Genomic DNA, 18241 nt, shown 5'->3' with positions numbered 1-18241 from the left:
TCAGTCATATTATCTGCCTTCAATCGCGTCTCTACATTGTTTAGCAGCTTCAACTGGATCGTCTGCGTTAGCAATACCGCCACCAACTACAACTAAATCTGGTCCTTCTGCTACAACTTCTTTAATTGTATCTGGCTTAATACCACCAATAACAGCTACTTTAGAATTAGTAATAACTGATTTAACTTTACGTAAACTTTCTAAAGGAGATTGACCTTCGGCCTGTAAGTCATAACCCGTATGAACGGCGATATAGTCTGCGCCTAAATCATCTAACTCTTTAGCGCGTTTTTCTAAATCTTGTACTGCAATCATATCTACTAATAATTCTTTGCCACTTTTATGTGCTTCTTCAACTGCTGCTTTAATAGATGCATCTTCTGCAACACCTAGAATTGTTATTACGTCTGCACCAAATTTAACTGCTTGGCTTACTTCGTAGTCAGCAGCGTCCATAATTTTTAAATCTGCAAGTACTTTTACGCCTTCTATATTATCATTTAAATGTTGAACCGCTGGTAAACCTTCATTAATAACGATTGGTGTCCCAATTTCTACGATATCTACATAATCTTTAACTTTATTCGCAAGTTTTGCCGCGTCCTCTTTATTCAATAAATCAATTGCTAGTTGTAATTCCAAAATGATCATCCCTTCTTGAATTAAATTATAGAGCCATCGTTATGACTTAACTTACTATATAATGTTGCACTTAAGCTGTTTACCCTTAGTTTCATATATTAAACTCGTTAAATAACACGATGAACACCAGTAAACTCTCTACACTAAATGAATGTTCCGTTCATACCTATATTAATTATATGTTTTATTATTAAAACTACAGCAGTAACAAATTAATTATTATGCAATTTATATATAAATGTTATTACATTTATGCATTATACTTCTTTTATATCTTTTTAAAAGTAATTGGATTACACCCCTATTTCACTATTAAGTCGAGACTTTTTACTATAAATTGAGCAGAGTGATACATTTTTGTTGTGCTTTTTAGTAGAATGAAGAGATAATCAAAATATAAAATAAAATTCTTAGATATAAAATTCACTTTTCTGGTAGAAAATGTATACGAGTCGGTTTACACTAAGGTATAGACTTAGATCATCGAATTCTATTGTGTTAAGTAAATATAAATAATCGAATTTTGTAATGTTGGGTTTAGAAGCAAGGAGGCAAAATTTTGGAACAAATAAACAATGAGAAAGTACAAGCATTGCTTTCTTCATATGAGCATAAACCTGTATACTTACATGTTGAAACAACAAATGGTGCATATGCTGCTCACTTTGACCAACGTGTATTTAATGCAGGAACTTTTTTGAGAAATATTCAAGTGACTTACGAGCACGCTCAACTTAAAGGTGGCAACAAGGATCCTTTCCGTGTCGGTCTTAAATTGAAAGATAGCGGATGGGTCTATGTCCAAGGATTAACACATTATGAAGTAAATGAGAATGGTGAGTTTCTTCTAGCAGGGTTTAACTATGAAGGTCAATTAGCTGCTGCTTTAGAAATTAGTACTCAACCGTTCAAAGCATAAGGAGGGCATATCATGGCAGAGGAAAGCCAAGTATTAGTAATTTTTCCACATCCAGATGACGAATCGTTTTCATCTGCAGGCACGTTAGCACGCTATATCGATAATGGAGTTCCAGTCACTTACGCATGTTTGACACTCGGACAAATGGGACGCAATTTAGGCAATCCACCTTTTGCTACGCGTGAGACATTACCAGATATTCGTGAAAAGGAATTAGAAAAAGCAATGGAAGCAATAGGCTTAACTGATTTACGTAAAATGGGTTTACGAGATAAAACTGTAGAGTTCGAACCACATGATGAAATGGATGCAATGGTTAAATCCCTCATTGATGAATTACAACCATCTGTCATCATTTCTTTCTATCCGCAGTTTGCTGTACATCCTGACCATGAAGCTACTGCAGAAGCAGTTGTGAGAACAGTAGGTCGTATGCCAGAATCTGAAAGACCACGTTTACAGCTTGTAGCATTTAGTAATGACGCACATGAAAAATTAGGTGCACCAGACATTCTAAATGAGATCAGTGATTATAAAGAGGTTAAACTACGTACATTTGAAGCACATGCATCTCAAACAGGTCCATTCTTAGAATCACTTGCAACACCTGACGTACCTGGAGAAGCACACAGTTTCTTAGAAGTAGAACCTTATTGGACTTATAACTTTGAATCTTAAGTGGAGGCAATAGCATGACAGAATTTGACTTATCTACTAGAGAAGGCAGATGGAAGCACTTTGGTTCCGTTGACCCTATCGAAGGTACGAAACCAACTAAAAAAGAAAATATGAAAGATTTACAAAGCACACATAAAGATTTCTTATTTGAAATCGAAGAGGTAGGCATTAAAAACTTAGTTTACCCAGTACTTGTAGATCGTTTCCAAACTGCTGGAAACTTCAGTTTTTCAACAAGTTTAAACCAAGACGAAAAAGGCATTAATATGAGCCGCATATTAGAAAGTGTGGAAAAGCACTATAATAATGGTATTGAATTAAATTTCGACGCACTTTATCAATTATTACGTAGTTTACAAGTTAGCATGGATCAAAACGCTGCTGGTTTAGATGTCTCAGCTAAATGGTTCTTCGACCGTTATAGTCCGGTTACTCAAATCAAAGCGGTCGGTCATGCCGATGTAACTTATGGTTTAGCGATTGATAAAGATGACGTGACCCGTAAAGAGATTACAATCCAAGCTGCGGTCACTACACTTTGTCCTTGTTCAAAAGAGATTAGCGAATACTCAGCACATAACCAACGTGGTATTATCACTGTAAAAGCTTTTCTAAATAAAGATGTTGATTTAATAGGTGATTATAAAGAAGTGATTCTAGATGCAATGGAAGCTAATGCAAGTTCTATTTTATATCCTATTTTAAAACGTCCTGATGAAAAAAGTGTTACAGAACAAGCCTATGAAAACCCAAGATTTGTAGAGGACCTTATCCGTCTTATCGCTGCAGATTTAGTAGGTTGTGAGTGGCTTGATGGTTTTGAAATAGAATGTCGCAATGAAGAATCTATTCACCAACATGATGCTTTCGCTAAATTAAAATATCAAAAATAGTTAAATACAATTTAACTCATACGCTTTATTTATTTTAGGAGTACTAATAGATATTTATTAGTACTCCTTTTTTTGTTCGAAATTTGAATATCTCTAGTAAATATTATTTCAATTTTTCTAGATTATCTATTTGACGTTATATTTTTAATTATTAAAATGTAAAAATTTAAGGGTTACTATTAAATTATTTACTCTAAAATCTAAACTCGCAGATTAATTTTAAAATAATGTGTATCAAGAATTAAATTTTGTTGATGTTCTATATACACTTTTCATATTAAAATTATTATTATAGAGGACATGCTCCTTAATATATAGGTGTGGTGAAATAAATAATGGATTATGATTTAAAGATATATAATAATAAAACATCCAATTTTAAATGTTTACGTACTAACCATTTTATTAATATTTATTTAGTTTTTGATGGAGTAATTACAATACTAAAAAATAATGATTTTCAACATTACCATGCTGGAGATATATTTTATGTTCATGACTATGAATGTATTAATGATATCAACTTCGAAGGCACATTATTATGTTTATCTATAAATAATTACTATTATTATAAAATTTCGAATAAGTACTCTCAAAATGAGAATAATTTAATGAATAAAGATAAACCCGATTTAAAAACACATTATAACGACGTCATTTTATCTATTTTAAATCAATCAATGAAATCAGATATAGAACGAAAATTATTATTTCTTATTGAAGCGACTTATCTTAATACCATTGATACAACTCCCCGATCTAAATCTGAACGGAATTTTAAAAATATATTGATTAGAGACGTTATTCTATATATTAATAACAACTGTGAAAGAAAATTAATTTGCCAAGATATTGCGCATCATTTTTTTGTGAATAACAGTTTTTTATCGCGTGAATTTTCGACACTTATGTGTTGTACCTTATCAAACTACATCATTGATTCAAAAATTCACTTTTCAGCATGTGCTTTATTAAATGGTGCTATTTTAGATTTTGTATGGAGACAGTATCATTTCCGTTCACTTAAGGACTATATATATAATTTCCAAGCAATCAAAGGTGTAAGCCCCTATGAATTTAATAACAAGCAACTTGTTATAAGAGGTATTCAAAATAATATAGCAAAGAAAAAATAACTTAATGTGGTGATGACATGAATATGATAACTTATGAAGAAAAGAGAAGCTTAATTAAAAAAGTTATAAAACAAAATTTGAATCTTACGTTTAATGAAATTGTTATATTGGATAAATTACTTTATATTAACAAAGAAAGTATTGAAGCGGTAGAACTCAAAAAACTGTTATATAATCAAAATACACCGATTTCAATACAAATTAACAATCTCATTGAGCTGGGTTTATTAAAAAAATCTAGAGATGCATATGATGAGCGCTGCATTCATTTACATGATATCGACCTCTCTAAAATAAAGTCGATTCTAGAACAGTATCATACAATTGTAACTTCTGTTTTAAATACATCAACCAAAAAATAGAATACATAAAAATAACTGTTAAGTTTCTATGTAGAAACCTAACAGTTATTTAACTTATTTTAAATGTTCATAAGGACTGTTTTTAACAAAAGAAATGATTTGATCTACAAATAGTCTAGCACGTAATTGGAATTCTTCATTATCTAAATATAATGTACCATCGTCTAACTTTTTATAATCTGTATCATGCGTTGCAATTTGTGTCGGCACTGCAATACCTAATAACGTACGTACAATTAAGCGTAAATGTGATAATGGTTCTGAACTTACAATACCACCGCTATTACCGATAAGGCCTACAGGTTTCATTTTGAAATCATCCATAGTTAAATGATCTAAAGCATTTTTTAAAATACCAGAGTATGAACCATGGTAATTCGGAGATCCTAAGACGAAAAAGTCCGCTTCTCTCGCTTTAGATTGTAATGTACTTAAATTATTTTTATATGTTTCACTTGGACTAGAAGCCCCTGAAACATCGAGTTGATGAATTGGATTTTCTGCTAGATCAAAGATTTCAACTTCAAATTCATGTTCTTCAAAATGTCCTTTTAAATATTGAGATAACGCTGTTGTGTGTGAACCTAATTTCGCACTCCCTACAATGATTAAACCTTTCATAATGCACTTCTCCTCATACTAAATTTCATTATTTTCTTTGAGCAATTTCATAATCGCTTTTCCGACGCCACTTTGCTCGTTTGTATCTGTAGAATATTTAGACACCGCTTTTACTTCAGGTGTTGCGTTATCCATCGCTACAGAGTAACCTACACGCTCTAGCATAGAAATATCATTCATGTTATCACCAATTGCCATAACATTTTCCATATCTATATTAAGACGCTCTGCAATAGTTGTTAAAGCGATACCTTTTTGTGCATCTGAGTGTGTAATTTCAATATTACCTCTCGATGAAGAAGAAATTGCAAGACTTTCTGATTGTGCTAGTTCCTCACTTGCACGATCAATTTTTTCTAAATCACTATCAAAAGCAAGGATTTTCATGACGATTTCCCCAGGTGTATCTTCAATCTTGTCATAATTATCTACAACTTTTAAGGTACCATTATCAATTCGTTTTTGAATACCAGCTTTAATTTTTTCTACGTCTGCTTTTTGACCAGCTCGTTCTGCAATATCTATATATATTTCTAAATCGCGTTGAGGATTTTCAGTATAGATACCTAAGTTTGTATAAATTTGGTAATAAATATCTTCCTTATTCATCTCTGCTGTAATTCTATTAATTAACTCACGATTCAAATTAGATGTACTCATGATATTAAAAGATTCATCTCTCACTTCTGCACCATTCAAACAAATATAAGGCACTTTCAAATCTGATTGATTCACTGGTGCGTTGGCTTCATAAAAAGCACGTCCCGTAGCAATAACTACTGTTATGCCTTGCGATTGCGCATATTGAATCGCTTTAATATTCTCTTCTGATATCTCATGTGCCGCATTTAATAATGTACCATCCATATCTGTTGCAATTAATTTTATCATTAATTTACCTCGTTTCCTTCTATGATCGATAACACAATCTTAATTACACACTATTCTCATTTGCCACAAATTTGTAACACACTCATATTCTACCAAACCTTTAGTGATTTGTATTATCGGCTGTTTGTATGAGTTTTTTATTTTTTCTTAAATTTTTAAAAAATGTTTTTAATAATTGGCTACACGCTTCCTCTAATATACCTGTTTGAACCGTTGCTCGGTGATTAAATCTTGGTTCTTGTAACAGGTCCATGAGACTACCTGCACAGCCTCCTTTTGGATCTTTAGCTCCATAAATCACATACGGAATACGACTCATTACAATTGTTCCCGCACACATCACACATGGTTCTAGCGTGACATAAAGTCGACAGTGTTCTAAACGCCAACTACCGACGACAGCAGCAGCTTTCTGAATTGCAAGGTGTTCAGCATGAGCAGTTGGGTCTTGTGATGATTCTCGCAAATTGTGTGCTCTTGCTATCACTTCATTATCTCGAACAATAACAGCACCAATAGGCACTTCACCAATATCCCCTGCTTTTTTTGCTTCTTCAATCGCGATTTCCATATAATTTTGGTCAGTTGTCATGTGTCTTACACCTCACATATGGTACAATATTTATTGTCTATTTTAACATTGGAGCGGTAAATATGAAAAAACATTTTATTGCTGTTGAAGGCCCGATTGGTGTCGGAAAGTCTTCTTTAGCGCACAAACTTAGTCAAACTTACAATTACTATGAAGAAAAAGAAATTGTAAATGAAAATCCTTTTTTATCAGATTTCTATGAAGATATTTCTAAATGGAGTTTCCAAACAGAAATGTTCTTTTTATGTAATCGTTACAAACAATTCCAAGATCTTGTTTCAAAAGAAAGTGGTATCGTGAGTGATTATCACATTTATAAAAATAAAATTTTCGCACATAATACCTTAACGGGTGCCGAATACAGTAAATTTTCTAGAATTTATGATATTTTAACCGAAGATTTAGAAATGCCTAATATCATCATCTTCTTAGATGCAGAGTTAGAAACTTTAAAAGCACGTATAGCACAACGTAATCGCAGTTTTGAACATCAAATTGAGGATAACTACCTTCTTAATTTAAAACGTGATTATAATGCCTATTATAATTCGTTGAAAGCTGACGGAAAACGCGTCATTCGCATCGACACGACACATCTTGATTTCGTTAAACACAATGATGATTATAATTATATTTTAGAATTAGTGAAACCACTGATTGGAGGAAAAATGCATGAATAAATACGGTATCCCTCAAGATGCTGTGATTACTATCGCTGGTACTGTAGGCGTAGGAAAATCAACATTAACAAAAGCTTTAGCCGAACGTTTGAATTTCAGAACTTCATTTGAGAACGTGGACCATAACCCTTACCTCGATAAGTTTTACAACGACTTTGAACGTTGGAGTTTCCACTTACAAATTTATTTCTTAGCCGAGCGTTTTAAAGAACAAAAACGCATGTTTGAATATGGGGGTGGTTTCATCCAAGACCGTTCGATTTACGAAGATGTCGATATTTTTGCTAAAATGCATGAAGAACAAGGTACAATGAGCCCAGAAGACTTTGAAACATACTCTGAATTATTCAACGCCATGGTCATGACGCCTTATTTCCCTAAACCAGATGTACTGATTTATTTAGAATGTGATTACGATGAAGTCATTGATCGCATTAAACAACGTGGCCGTCAGATGGAAATGGAAACTGACCCAGAATATTGGCAAAAACTATTCAAACGTTACGACGACTGGATCAGTGAATTTAATGCATGTCCTGTTGTACGTGTGAACATTAATGAATATGATTTACATGAAAATCCAGACTCATTAAACCCAGTTATTGATAAGATTCGTCATATTATTGAAACACACCGTAAAGTGGATCAACGCTAATATAATTACAAAGAAAGTGTCGACAAAGCATCTGACTTTGTTGGCATTTTTGTGTGCACATTTCCCTCAATTTCAGTTTCGTATTTTCTATATATTTCATACTCGCTTGCCTAAGACGCGGTCTCAGCCTGTAGTCTTCGTCTCGTGTTGTTTCTTCAGGCGTCTCATATGAAATCAAGTTGACAATACTAAAATAATTATAGCTAAAGCTCAATTATATATGTGACACTCTCTAGATATAATTGAGCCTTAACCTAATCCGTTGGCAAGTACTTTATTAACTAGTCATGAGGTCTGCCCAATGCACTGCAATTATTCAAACCATAATTGTCTAGAGGAAAAAAATAGCTATAAAAACAATGGAGTGGGACATTTATTACGTCTCACTTTTTTTCATTGCTATGACAATGTACTATTCAATATGTCTACGATAGATTATTTTTTCAATTTCGTCTTCTGACACATACTTACTATAATAATATTCGTCCGTTTGATCTAATCCAAATGTACTTGCTTTATCTTGGTCTTCTGTCCCAATATAAAGCTGTTGTTCTGTATCTTGGTATAAATCAAAAACGGCACCTTCATATCTTGCTTCTTGAAATAATGCATAAAGCTCATCAACATCATCTCTCGGGATATGTTTGAAATATAATGTATGCGCTGATTGATTTGCTGTTTGTGCTTCAAAACCATGTTCCAATGCTTTTTCATCTTCTGTTGCTAGAACCAATTCATTACCAACCATCTCAACTACTTTATAAGTTTCGCCTTGATAATCTGCATATTTTCCATCAATCATTCAATCACCTCAATGTTAATATTTTAAAAAAAAGTCATAATATACGATACGTATATTATGACATAATTTGTGAACTACGCATATTGATTTAATATTCCTAGAATGTGATTCGCATTGTCTACTACATAGTCCGCTTTATCTAGTTCTTGTTCTAAGCCTACACCAGTTAATACAGCAATCTTAAGGCCTAACTTAGCATTTACACCTGTTTGTATATCATTTGCAGTATCACCAACGATGATCACGTCTTGTGGTGACACGTCATAATGGTTAAACAAGGGATTAAGTACTTCTGGATTAGGTTTTTCAACTGCATTGGCTTCCGTAGATATGACTACATCAAAGAAATGATCAAATTCAGTTGTTTCCAAAAATTGTTCTACACCTTTTTTAGAATCGCTTGTGACTATTCCCATTTTATAACCTTGATTTTGTAGCGTTTCCAATGTTTCATGAATGCCTTCTACCAGAACATTTTCTGGAACTCTATGATCAACAAGTGTTTGGCTCCTATTTTGTGCCCACTTAGAAACGTCCTGACCAGCAATATCACATAACGCTTTTACCATTTCTTCTAAAGCGCCTGATGCCATTATTGTACCTGGTTGAATTTCCCCATCTACGACACCTAAATGCTTATACGCTGCGTCTATATCATTGATATCGTCCTTATATGCTTCCATAAAATCGTCAACGAGTTGCAAGCCAATCTTCATCCAACTACCGTCAAAATATATTAACGTGCCATCTTTATCAAATAAAATCCATTTCATCGCTTGAACAGCTCCTATGTGTTAACTTCATATTAAATTATACTAGTTTATATTTTAATATAAACTTGCGGGCATAAACAAATAATGAATCTGAGATAATAAAATTTTTGAATCTTTATAGGTAGTGGGCTTCATTAAAATTGTTGACTATTTCCCCATATCTTATCAATTTTATCTTGGCTATAATGCTTAGATAATGGTACAATTTTTCCTTTTTCATTAAAGAATTTCCCAGTTGATCTAGAAAGTGAATTATCTAATGCTAGTTTCAATCCTATTTTTGGATTTGGTTCTGATACCATATTGAAAATATATGTCAACGTTCTACCAAATACTTTATATACAAAATGACCTATTAAAGATGTAGGCATAGCATAATTAGAATCAGTAACATAACCAGGATGAAATATATTAGCCGTTACAGAGATTCCTTCTAATTTTTGCGATAATGCTAGTGTATATAATACTTTAGATGTCAGTGCTTGCCTAACCTTATTGCTTTTACTATTACGTATTCCCTCAATTTAATCACTTTTTATTTAAAAGGTATATTTATCTCCATCATTTGGAACTTTAAGTTGTGAAGAAAATTGGTTTTCTTGTGCGAATTGCTTTAAGTAATCTCTAGAAAGGTTCCAATGATTTACAGCTTCCATATGAACGACAATGACCTCAGATGATGGCATTAATTTAGCAACTTCATAAACATCATTTTCATCCATAACCAATGAACCACCCTCGTTAAATTGATTATCTCCCCCATTAACCACTATAATTTCAGGTCTGTAAGTTCTTAAAGTTTTTTCAACTGCTTCATACCAAACGGTATCACCAGCAATATATAATGATTTTTCATTATCGTGTTGGAAGATCAAACCACAAACATTACCTGAAAATTCAAGAACTTCACCACGACCATGTTGACCTGATGTTTTAATCACTTGGATATCTCCGATTTGATTTATATATTCTAAAGCTTCAACATTTGTGAAACCAACATTTTTCACTTCTTCTGCATCTTCGTCGTTCTGTGTATAAATTTTAATATCTTTTGGTAAGGATTTTTGAGCCGCTTCATCGAAATGGTCTAAATGTAAATGAGTTAAAAATACTGCATCAATACCATCAATTATCTTGTCTACTGACATAGGTAATTCAACTAAAGGGTTATTTTGGTCATCTCTAGGTGCATTCGGAAATGCTGGAAATGAGCCTTTTTCTCCTAACATTGGATCTATTAAATATTTTTTATCAGCGTATTCAAGAATAAGTGTCGCATTTCTTACATGAGTTATATTCATTACAATTCCTCCTTTATGTGATACTTTTATTTTATTAGTAAAAGTATCAACAATACATAACCTAGTGAAAGAGTTTTGCCGTATTTGCTTGATAAATGAAAAAGGAGTGGCTCATATGTCTATAGATAATATTGATAAGATGATTATTAATGAACTTCAACAAAATGCTAAAATTACTATGAAAGATTTGGGTGAAAAAGTGAATTTAACTGGTCAAGCTGTGAATGCACGAGTCGCTAAATTAGAAAGTGATGATGTCATTCAGAACTATACAATTCAAGTCAACCAGGAAAGTTTAGATTGTGCTATTCATGCTTTTATACATATTTACATGAATAAAATATCGCACCAACCTTTTTTATCATTTGTCGATACCAAAGCGATTTATATACTACATAATTACAAAATAATAGGTGATGGTTGCTATTTGCTAGAATGCCGATTCCCTAATAATAAGCATCTAAATACATTTTTAGAAGACCTTAACGTTTTTGCTAATTATAAGATTTCTACTGTTCTGTAAGTTATATAGATATTTAAGTTTTATTTTTTATTCTCGCTAATTATAAGTAGACATGTTAAAAGAGAACTTTTAAAGAAGGCCTCTAATCGTCACAAAACAAAATATATCTTATTAAGAATTGTTTATAAAACCACTATAAATAATTCTTATTTAACTTGAAGGATGCACGCCGATTAGTCGATTATACTAAATTGACACTCTATAAATTGATTTATTCTAAAAAATGGGCTGTTAGATTTCAACTTGAAATCTAACAGCCCTTTACTAATTTCGAGACTTTAAATCAGATATTATTTTATATATTGAATTACCATTCTAAAGTAGCAATTTAAATTATAGAATTTGACTACTTGGGCGAATGATAAATTCGTTAATAGATGCATCTTCCGGCTCATTAATTGCATAACTAATTGCTCTTGCAATAGCATCTGGTTTAATTGCACCTTCATATAATTCGTCTACACCTTTTTTAATTTCTTTATCGCTAATATGATCTGTTAATTCAGTATCAATAGCACCTGGAGAAAGTATAGTAGTTCTAATATTTGAACCTACCGTTGCTTCTTCTTGTCTTAAACCTTCAGTTATAGCTCTTACTGCATATTTTGTTCCACTATAGACAGCACTACCTGGGAAAACAGCATGACCTGCCACAGAAGCCAAGTTAATAATATGACCTGAATTTTGTTTTCTCATATAAGGCAATGCAGCGCCAATACCGTATAATACACCTTTTATATTAACATCTATCATTTGATTCCATTCATCTTGTTTGTTTTTGTCTAAAAAAGATTGTGGCATAAGGCCAGCATTATTGATTAAAACATCTACACGACCATAATCATTATACGCTGTTTCAATTAATGTATTAACATCGTCTGCATTAGTAACATCTGTTTTTTGTATACTTACATTATCACCAATTTTTTGTTGGATTTCTTCTAACTTATCGATACGTCTTGCTCCTAAAACGAGTTTAGCCCCATTTTCAGCTAGTAGGCTTGCTGTTTCTTCACCGATACCACTAGATGCTCCAGTTATAACTACTACTTTGTCTTTTACATTATTCATTATATTACCTCCTTATACTACTAAAATCAGTATAGTATTAATTATATTCATTAGTAAAACAAGCTGTTTTAAATTTACAATAAATATAATTTTATTACATTAACATAAGCCTTCGTTATCAAAAGACAAATTAAAAGAGAATAATTTTCACTATTATTGCTTAATGTATTTAAAAAGATTTAGATTTTTAGATATGTTATCTTCTCTATATTTTTTAAAACCTAAAGATTCATAGAAGTAATGATTCTTTAGGTTTTTATGAGGTGTATATACAGTCCAATGCTTTTCTTTTGATAGTATATTAAATATTTGATTAACTATCATTTTTCCTATGCCTTGACTTTGCTGTGCTTCATCAATAAATAATTTATATAGATGGTATCTATCCTTTGTCTCTTTCACTTCAATTGCCCCAATAATTTTATCTTGGGATAGTATTGTAAAATGGTCATTATGTATAATACCGAATTCTATATCCGCTATATTTTCACAATATGGACTAGTTTCATCATCCTTATAAAATTTATAATCAGCTTTAAAACACTGTTGTTGTATATTCAAAATAGTTTTAGCATCTTTTAAAATTGAACATGTATAGCCTCTTATGTTGCAGCTAAGTACTCTTTTAAGTTTGGAAGCATATTCAGACTTGTAAATGACTCAATTGAAAAAGATAATTATGAAATATATGGTTTATATGTTGAAGATAAACACGCTGCTGTTATAGTCTCCGAACCAATGACTATTTTAATATATCATTAAGTTTTTCAGAGAATATTGGTGTATACAAATATCGGTAACCCTTTTGAGTTGGATGGGCATCATCAGCCATCATCGTTTTATCATCATTCGCTAGTTTATTTACTATCTTATTCCCACATACATCAATAATATGAATATCCCATTTATTTTTTATTTCAGATAGTTTTTTAATCAAAAATTCATAATAAGGTTCTTTATCACGTATACAAGTATAAAATATAATAGGACAATCCCAATTTTCTTTAACATATGAAATAATAAATTCGATGGCACCTATGGTTGTTTCCGTATCAAAATCATATGTACTATAAGATTCACTTATTGATCCTATAGGTTTATTGAATCGTCCGTCATTTGTGGATAGCTGACATACAAAGCCATCTAATATTTTTTCTGTAGAAACATTACTTTTTAATCTTTCTACATAACTTGAATTTTGTTTACCAGCTAGTGTCGTCCCCGATTGAGCTTCTTTAATTGTATCGACACCATATTCTTTATTTAAAAATTCTACAAATGAGTTTCCTTTAGATGCAGCACCATAAGTAATTGAAGAACCTAAAAACAGTATTTTTTTATTATTCAAATCACTATTTTTATCTAAGTAACTTTCATTTGGTGCAAATTCATCTTTGTTACCTTTAATAATATTCGGCATGTTTTTTATTAAAGAAATTAATGTGCCTGTCGCTTGCAAAATTGTGCTGAGCTTATTCATCCATATTCCTCCTAGACCTCATGCAGTTTATTTATTACAAATTAATAATACAACTGTAAAATTTTTTAAGCAAAAAAATTAAATAAGTATCAATATTTTCTAAATGTGTCCGCTAGAGTGCCTTGTCTCTTAAAATGCATAATGAAGTTATTCAAATTAGTTTTAATACAAAACCAGACACAGTATCTAAAGAAGAGTTCAAAAAAGCACATGCATCTAACGACATGGACAATGAAGCTAAACCAGATAGTAATGGTGTTACAATGATTCCTCATACTACAAATGATGGTTCATATAAAGCTTTCTTTGATAAAAATGATAATTGGACTAAAATAATAATTGGTCAATAGATTTAAATAACAACTATAATAAGTAGTAACCTTAAAAGTGTGGATTTAAGAATTTGGGACATAACTCTTAATGCAAAATAGTAAGCACATCACTCTACTGAATAAATTCAGTACACAAAGTGATGTGCTTATTTTATATTATGCAATCTTCGATTTTGTATGTGCATACTTGCCTAGGAATATGGTTCGAGTATGTAGTCTCTCATAAATGTTATTCTTTCAGGCGTCAGCACTTTTTGAAAAGCCATAAGCCCTTTTAAAAGAGTGTATCATAAACGTTCCAAATTCAAATTGTGTATTATTAAAGAACGTTTAAAATTATTGATTACATTGTTAAACTGTATGATTTGGTATTGATTTATTTCACACGTTCCCAAACGAGTTTTTGATTCCTATTATTACCATTTATAATGCTCAAAATATTATCTTTTAACGTGAATTCTCTTGGCTGTGTAGCGCTTAGCCATGTAGGATTCATACTTACATCCATCGTATGGTATACTGTTGCGTTTGCTTCATCTAATTTAAATCTTCCTGAATAAGCAAGATAACCTTCTGCAGCAATAGCCATTTCTTCTGTTGTGCCTTTATGCAAGTCACCTGAAGCATATGAAGGTCTACCTTGTTGCATTAATTGTGCTGACATATAACCATCTGGATTATACATAATAAATCCTGTAGCATCTTTACCTAGTGGATAATAGATACTGCCATCCTCTGCCACATCTTGATACGTAAGTAGTTTCCAAGTTCCAATAAGTTGTTCTTCTATACTTGTCATAGATATTAACTCCTTTTTCAAAATTTTATTTTTATTGAGTTAGGCATTCATACCACCTGAGACACTAATTGTTTCACCAGTGATTGCTGATGCTTTTTCTGAGGCAAGGAAGACTACAGTATCTGAAATTTCATTAGGTTCTAACAAACGATTCATTGGCATTTTACCTGTAATATGTTGTTCCATAGCCTCTTGTTCTGTGGAATGATCTTGCGACGCTAAATTAGCTAATTGGTTTTCAATTAATGAAGTACGTACAGGACCTGGTAATACAGCATTTGCAGTAATGCCTTGGTCTACAGTTTCTAAGGCTACTGATTTTGTAAAACCAATTTGAGCAAATTTAGAAGCTACATAGGCTGATTTATAAGGGTCTGCAGTTTCACCATGTGCTGATGAAATCGTAACAATACGTCCTTTTTGTTGTTGCTTCATATTGGCTAATACATGTTTAGTCATTAAGAATGTCCCTGTTTGTATTACATTAATGACTTGATTCCATTTTTCTATTGGAAAATCTTCTACTGCTGCAATATATTGAATACCTGCGTTATTCACTAATACATCTATAGGGCCGTATGTTTTAATGATTTCTTGTATTGCCTTTTCTACTTGAGATTCATTGGTTACATCTACCGCATAATCATAACCTTGGTCTAACGCTTGAGCAGCTTCTTCTGCTTTATTTTTACTCATATCAAAGATAAATACACGATCTTGTTCTTTATCAAAAGCTTCCGCAATTGCAAAACCAATACCTTGCGCTGCGCCTGTTACTATAACGTTTCTTGTCATAATCATTTACTCCTATCTTTTTAATTTTATATTCAAAAGATATATCGATATCTTTAACGCGTTAACGTTTTTTCTCTACAAATTTATTATCTCTCTAGTAAATACTTTTGTACAATACGTCTTTTACTATTAAAACAATAACATTTTGGTTATAGTTATTATCATAAATAAATATAGGTGGTGAACTGATGTATAAAGAAAATGCTAAAATATACTTGGAAGCCATTTCACGATTCGGGAGCATCTCACATGCTGCAAAAAAATTATTTATTTCTCAACCTTATTTAAGTAAGTTTGTAAAAGACATTGAATCTGACGTTGGTACGGATTTAATTAATAGAGAGCAAAATCCTATTACATTAACTTATGCCGGAGAGCGATATTTATCTTATATTAATCAAATTGAACAACTGTACCATAAAATGGAGTACGAATTACAAGAGATATCTAATTTAAAAAGAGGGCGTTTGAAAATCGGAATTAATCCTATGTTAGCGTCGCATAACCTATACAACATTCTGCCAAAATTCATCAGTATGAATCCCGGAATTGAAGTGGAATTAATTGAAGATAGATCAAAACAAATTGAACAACTGTTAGAGCAAAAAGAAATAGATATTAGCTTAACTATTTTACCTATTGATAATGACAATATTAATTACGAAATACTATATAAGGAAAATATTTATTTACTTATACCAGGTGGGCGACCATTGATTGAAAAAACAAATATATATTCTAATGATATTCCGTTTGAATTCAGTGATTTAAACTACAAAAAGTTCATTTTACTGAAGTCAGACATGACATTACGAAAAATAACAAATCAATTTTTAAACGACTATAAGATTACTCCCCAAATTGTTATGGAAACCATTAGTGTAGATAATGCACTTAATCTAGCTAGTGAGGGTTTAGGTATAACATTTGTACCAGAAAGTGTTATAAACAATAACGTACATAAAAATGCCCATTATTTTAAACTTGATACTCATAAATATAACAATACTGTTGCAATTGCTTACCATAAAGACATGCCCACTTCAAAAGCTGCCAAAACTTTTATTGAATTAGCAATAAGAACATTTAAATCAAATAAATAATATGGTTGTTAAAACTTGTTAAGTTTTTCTCTGTTCAACGTATCAATGATTATCAGAAAGTATATTAAAAGAGACCCCTTTTTCAACAAGAAGTTTCTTAATCGTTTCAAAATCAAATTCTGTCTTAATAACAATCATTTTTAACAACCTATTCCTACTTACAGAAATACTGTTTTACTAGCATCGCTAATAGTTCTATTAGGGTAGACTCTAAGTAGACGAAAATTACTTTAATTAGATATAAAAAACCTACTATTGTTTAATGTATTTGAAAATCTTTAAATTCTTACTTCACTATTTCTTATCAACAAATAATTTATACTTGCTTTTATAAGTAATAGGTATATGATTAAAGTGAACAATTACACTTTAACTGAAAGTAATTAAAATGAGGAGTGATTTATTATGCGTAAAGTAGGGAAATTGCTATCAGCAACTGTCGTTGTTTCAACACTTATCGTAGGTTCTTCAGCAGCATATATTACAACTAATAGTTCAGACGTGCAAGCATCGGAGCAAGTTCAAAAATGGGGACATGGTGAAGGCGGTGCTAGTGGTGCCAACACTGAAAGTAGTGCAAATTTAAAAGCTGAAACACCCTGGTATAACTACGAAGGTTATACAACTTACGATGCGTCATTTACACAAGATTATAACTTCGTTCGCGCATTAAAGTATGATAATGTATCAATCAATGGCTATAAAGTAGATACAAGCGTTGACGATGATTATGATCATACTAAAGAGATTTATGATACAACTGTAGATTTTAATAGTGATAATGAAGTGATTCGAGTTTATTTCGCAACTAAACCAGACTCAGTATCTAAAGCAACGTTTAAAAAAGCACATACGTCTAATAAAATAATCGATGAAGGTCCCACTCATGGTGGTGACCAAGGAGATGGCGCATTTGTAAAATATGCAACAAATAATGGTTCATACACAGCGTACTTTGACGAAAATAACAAATTGATGTACATGATCATTGGACAATAAATTTGAGCAACAAATATAAGTAGTTACTTTTCTTAGTTGTGAGTGTGGTCCTCTACATCATCGGTGGGACTATTGGTCTATTTATGGGCATGTTTTAGAGATGATACTAGCTCAATTCGCAGACAGAAAGAAAATTATTGATATTATAAAGAGGCTAATCATTTATATAGTGAGCAGCCTCTTATTTACATAAG

24 protein-coding genes are annotated in these 18241 nt (G+C 31.8%); 11 read left to right on the top strand and 13 right to left on the bottom strand.

The genetic code is table 11. The features are described 5' to 3' along the window. Positions 1-9: 9 nt before the first annotated feature. The gene (gene hxlA / locus ACA31_RS02505; RefSeq protein WP_057511808.1) at positions 10-642 is read right to left on the bottom strand and encodes a 3-hexulose-6-phosphate synthase; all 633 of its coding nucleotides are present in this window, start codon (positions 640-642) and stop codon (positions 10-12) included. Positions 643-1201: 559 nt separating this feature from the next. On the opposite strand from hxlA, the gene ACA31_RS02500 reads away from it, so the two are divergent. The 5 genes from ACA31_RS02500 (at position 1202) to ACA31_RS02480 (ending at position 4630) form a co-directional block, all read left to right on the top strand. Beyond that, complete coding sequence (locus ACA31_RS02500) at positions 1202-1561, top strand: YojF family protein (RefSeq protein ID WP_057511807.1); 360 nt, start codon at positions 1202-1204, stop codon at positions 1559-1561. A 12-nt stretch (positions 1562-1573) separates the two neighbouring features. Continuing rightward, on the top strand, positions 1574-2239 hold the full coding sequence (gene bshB2, locus ACA31_RS02495; RefSeq protein ID WP_057511806.1) for a bacillithiol biosynthesis deacetylase BshB2: 666 nt from the start codon (positions 1574-1576) through the stop codon (positions 2237-2239). A gap of 14 nt (positions 2240-2253) precedes the next feature. Then, positions 2254-3132 carry a GTP cyclohydrolase FolE2 gene (folE2, locus tag ACA31_RS02490; protein ID WP_057511805.1) on the top strand — a complete coding sequence of 293 codons (879 nt, stop codon included), beginning with the start codon at positions 2254-2256 and terminating at the stop codon, positions 3130-3132. Between the two features lie 335 nt (positions 3133-3467). Further along, the gene (locus ACA31_RS02485; protein ID WP_253721352.1) at positions 3468-4268 is read left to right on the top strand and encodes a transcriptional regulator; all 801 of its coding nucleotides are present in this window, start codon (positions 3468-3470) and stop codon (positions 4266-4268) included. A 17-nt stretch (positions 4269-4285) separates the two neighbouring features. Continuing rightward, on the top strand, positions 4286-4630 hold the full coding sequence (locus tag ACA31_RS02480) for a transcriptional regulator, SarA/Rot family (protein WP_057511804.1): 345 nt from the start codon (positions 4286-4288) through the stop codon (positions 4628-4630). Between the two features lie 54 nt (positions 4631-4684). Here ACA31_RS02480 and ACA31_RS02475 read toward each other — a convergent pair whose 3' ends face one another. The 3 genes from ACA31_RS02475 to tadA form a co-directional block, all read right to left on the bottom strand. Continuing rightward, positions 4685-5251 (bottom strand): NADPH-dependent FMN reductase, encoded by a 567-nt coding sequence (locus ACA31_RS02475; protein WP_057511803.1) that lies wholly within the window; start codon positions 5249-5251, stop codon positions 4685-4687. A gap of 18 nt (positions 5252-5269) precedes the next feature. Further along, positions 5270-6142 (bottom strand): Cof-type HAD-IIB family hydrolase, encoded by an 873-nt coding sequence (locus ACA31_RS02470; RefSeq protein WP_057511802.1) that lies wholly within the window; start codon positions 6140-6142, stop codon positions 5270-5272. Between the two features lie 100 nt (positions 6143-6242). Beyond that, on the bottom strand, positions 6243-6734 hold the full coding sequence (tadA, locus tag ACA31_RS02465) for a tRNA adenosine(34) deaminase TadA (protein ID WP_057511801.1): 492 nt from the start codon (positions 6732-6734) through the stop codon (positions 6243-6245). Positions 6735-6796: 62 nt separating this feature from the next. Here tadA and ACA31_RS02460 point away from each other — a divergent pair, with 62 nt between their 5' ends. Then, entirely contained in the window at positions 6797-7414 is a 618-nt protein-coding gene (locus tag ACA31_RS02460; protein ID WP_057511800.1) for a deoxynucleoside kinase, read from the top strand. Next, a complete protein-coding gene (locus ACA31_RS02455) occupies positions 7407-8069 on the top strand; it encodes a deoxynucleoside kinase (protein ID WP_057511799.1) in 663 nt (220 codons plus the stop codon). The genes ACA31_RS02460 and ACA31_RS02455 overlap by 8 nt, the downstream gene beginning before the upstream one ends. Before the next feature lie 412 nt (positions 8070-8481). On the opposite strand, the gene ACA31_RS02450 is transcribed toward ACA31_RS02455, so the two are convergent. The 4 genes from ACA31_RS02450 to ACA31_RS02435 form a co-directional block, all read right to left on the bottom strand. Then, positions 8482-8871 (bottom strand): hypothetical protein, encoded by a 390-nt coding sequence (locus tag ACA31_RS02450; protein WP_057511798.1) that lies wholly within the window; start codon positions 8869-8871, stop codon positions 8482-8484. 74 nt (positions 8872-8945) lie between these two features. Continuing rightward, positions 8946-9644 carry an HAD family hydrolase gene (locus ACA31_RS02445; protein ID WP_057511797.1) on the bottom strand — a complete coding sequence of 233 codons (699 nt, stop codon included), beginning with the start codon at positions 9642-9644 and terminating at the stop codon, positions 8946-8948. Positions 9645-9778: 134 nt separating this feature from the next. Next, positions 9779-10015 (bottom strand): hypothetical protein, encoded by a 237-nt coding sequence (locus ACA31_RS02440; protein WP_057511796.1) that lies wholly within the window; start codon positions 10013-10015, stop codon positions 9779-9781. Between the two features lie 168 nt (positions 10016-10183). Next, the gene (locus tag ACA31_RS02435) at positions 10184-10945 is read right to left on the bottom strand and encodes an MBL fold metallo-hydrolase (protein WP_057511795.1); all 762 of its coding nucleotides are present in this window, start codon (positions 10943-10945) and stop codon (positions 10184-10186) included. 115 nt (positions 10946-11060) lie between these two features. Here ACA31_RS02435 and ACA31_RS02430 point away from each other — a divergent pair, with 115 nt between their 5' ends. Then, on the top strand, positions 11061-11468 hold the full coding sequence (locus ACA31_RS02430; RefSeq protein ID WP_057511794.1) for an Lrp/AsnC family transcriptional regulator: 408 nt from the start codon (positions 11061-11063) through the stop codon (positions 11466-11468). Positions 11469-11801: 333 nt separating this feature from the next. Here ACA31_RS02430 and ACA31_RS02425 read toward each other — a convergent pair whose 3' ends face one another. The 3 genes from ACA31_RS02425 to ACA31_RS02415 form a co-directional block, all read right to left on the bottom strand. Next, positions 11802-12539, bottom strand: coding sequence for an SDR family oxidoreductase (locus tag ACA31_RS02425; protein ID WP_057511793.1), 738 nt, complete (start codon positions 12537-12539; stop codon positions 11802-11804). A 153-nt stretch (positions 12540-12692) separates the two neighbouring features. After that, positions 12693-13103, bottom strand: a complete 411-nt coding sequence (locus ACA31_RS02420) for a GNAT family N-acetyltransferase (protein ID WP_367576196.1) — start codon at positions 13101-13103, stop codon at positions 12693-12695. Positions 13104-13281: 178 nt separating this feature from the next. Further along, entirely contained in the window at positions 13282-14019 is a 738-nt protein-coding gene (locus ACA31_RS02415) for an SGNH/GDSL hydrolase family protein (RefSeq protein WP_057511791.1), read from the bottom strand. A 134-nt stretch (positions 14020-14153) separates the two neighbouring features. On the opposite strand from ACA31_RS02415, the gene ACA31_RS02410 reads away from it, so the two are divergent. Beyond that, complete coding sequence (locus ACA31_RS02410; RefSeq protein WP_057511790.1) at positions 14154-14369, top strand: hypothetical protein; 216 nt, start codon at positions 14154-14156, stop codon at positions 14367-14369. Positions 14370-14727: 358 nt separating this feature from the next. Here the strand turns inward: ACA31_RS02410 and ACA31_RS02405 are convergent, their stop codons facing one another. Both ACA31_RS02405 and ACA31_RS02400 read right to left on the bottom strand, forming a co-directional pair. Further along, positions 14728-15150, bottom strand: a complete 423-nt coding sequence (locus ACA31_RS02405) for a lipocalin-like domain-containing protein (RefSeq protein WP_057511789.1) — start codon at positions 15148-15150, stop codon at positions 14728-14730. A gap of 39 nt (positions 15151-15189) precedes the next feature. Further along, positions 15190-15945 carry an SDR family NAD(P)-dependent oxidoreductase gene (locus ACA31_RS02400; RefSeq protein WP_057511788.1) on the bottom strand — a complete coding sequence of 252 codons (756 nt, stop codon included), beginning with the start codon at positions 15943-15945 and terminating at the stop codon, positions 15190-15192. 188 nt (positions 15946-16133) lie between these two features. Between ACA31_RS02400 and ACA31_RS02395 the strand changes: the two genes are divergently transcribed. Together ACA31_RS02395 and isaB are read left to right on the top strand one after the other, a co-directional pair. Continuing rightward, positions 16134-17048, top strand: coding sequence for a LysR family transcriptional regulator (locus ACA31_RS02395; RefSeq protein ID WP_057511787.1), 915 nt, complete (start codon positions 16134-16136; stop codon positions 17046-17048). Between the two features lie 405 nt (positions 17049-17453). After that, entirely contained in the window at positions 17454-18047 is a 594-nt protein-coding gene (gene isaB / locus ACA31_RS02390; RefSeq protein ID WP_057511786.1) for an immunodominant staphylococcal antigen IsaB family protein, read from the top strand. Positions 18048-18241 lie beyond the last annotated feature (194 nt).

Origin of the sequence: Staphylococcus sp. NAM3COL9, assembly GCF_001431205.1 — a bacterium.
GTDB lineage: Bacteria > Bacillota > Bacilli > Staphylococcales > Staphylococcaceae > Staphylococcus.
This window is presented reverse-complemented; position numbering and strand designations above follow the sequence as displayed.

Bases quoted from the DNA above. Each gene is read 5' to 3' on its own strand.
- ACA31_RS02410 (WP_057511790.1), top strand. From the start codon at position 14,154: ATGCATAATGAAGTTATTCAAATTAGTTTTAATACAAAACCAGACACA.
- bshB2 (WP_057511806.1), top strand. From the start codon at position 1,574: ATGGCAGAGGAAAGCCAAGTATTAGTAATTTTTCCACATCCAGATGAC.
- ACA31_RS02450 (WP_057511798.1), bottom strand. From the start codon at position 8,871: ATGATTGATGGAAAATATGCAGATTATCAAGGCGAAACTTATAAAGTA.
- folE2 (WP_057511805.1), top strand. From the start codon at position 2,254: ATGACAGAATTTGACTTATCTACTAGAGAAGGCAGATGGAAGCACTTT.
- ACA31_RS02480 (WP_057511804.1), top strand. From the start codon at position 4,286: ATGAATATGATAACTTATGAAGAAAAGAGAAGCTTAATTAAAAAAGTT.
- ACA31_RS02395 (WP_057511787.1), top strand. From the start codon at position 16,134: ATGTATAAAGAAAATGCTAAAATATACTTGGAAGCCATTTCACGATTC.
- ACA31_RS02455 (WP_057511799.1), top strand. From the start codon at position 7,407: ATGAATAAATACGGTATCCCTCAAGATGCTGTGATTACTATCGCTGGT.
- ACA31_RS02470 (WP_057511802.1), bottom strand. From the start codon at position 6,142: ATGATAAAATTAATTGCAACAGATATGGATGGTACATTATTAAATGCG.
- isaB (WP_057511786.1), top strand. From the start codon at position 17,454: ATGCGTAAAGTAGGGAAATTGCTATCAGCAACTGTCGTTGTTTCAACA.
- ACA31_RS02435 (WP_057511795.1), bottom strand. From the start codon at position 10,945: ATGAATATAACTCATGTAAGAAATGCGACACTTATTCTTGAATACGCT.
- ACA31_RS02475 (WP_057511803.1), bottom strand. From the start codon at position 5,251: ATGAAAGGTTTAATCATTGTAGGGAGTGCGAAATTAGGTTCACACACA.
- ACA31_RS02460 (WP_057511800.1), top strand. From the start codon at position 6,797: ATGAAAAAACATTTTATTGCTGTTGAAGGCCCGATTGGTGTCGGAAAG.
- ACA31_RS02405 (WP_057511789.1), bottom strand. From the start codon at position 15,150: ATGACAAGTATAGAAGAACAACTTATTGGAACTTGGAAACTACTTACG.
- ACA31_RS02485 (WP_253721352.1), top strand. From the start codon at position 3,468: ATGGATTATGATTTAAAGATATATAATAATAAAACATCCAATTTTAAA.
- ACA31_RS02430 (WP_057511794.1), top strand. From the start codon at position 11,061: ATGTCTATAGATAATATTGATAAGATGATTATTAATGAACTTCAACAA.
- ACA31_RS02415 (WP_057511791.1), bottom strand. From the start codon at position 14,019: ATGAATAAGCTCAGCACAATTTTGCAAGCGACAGGCACATTAATTTCT.
- ACA31_RS02425 (WP_057511793.1), bottom strand. From the start codon at position 12,539: ATGAATAATGTAAAAGACAAAGTAGTAGTTATAACTGGAGCATCTAGT.
- tadA (WP_057511801.1), bottom strand. From the start codon at position 6,734: ATGACAACTGACCAAAATTATATGGAAATCGCGATTGAAGAAGCAAAA.
- ACA31_RS02400 (WP_057511788.1), bottom strand. From the start codon at position 15,945: ATGACAAGAAACGTTATAGTAACAGGCGCAGCGCAAGGTATTGGTTTT.
- ACA31_RS02440 (WP_057511796.1), bottom strand. From the start codon at position 10,015: ATGCCTACATCTTTAATAGGTCATTTTGTATATAAAGTATTTGGTAGA.
- ACA31_RS02445 (WP_057511797.1), bottom strand. From the start codon at position 9,644: ATGAAATGGATTTTATTTGATAAAGATGGCACGTTAATATATTTTGAC.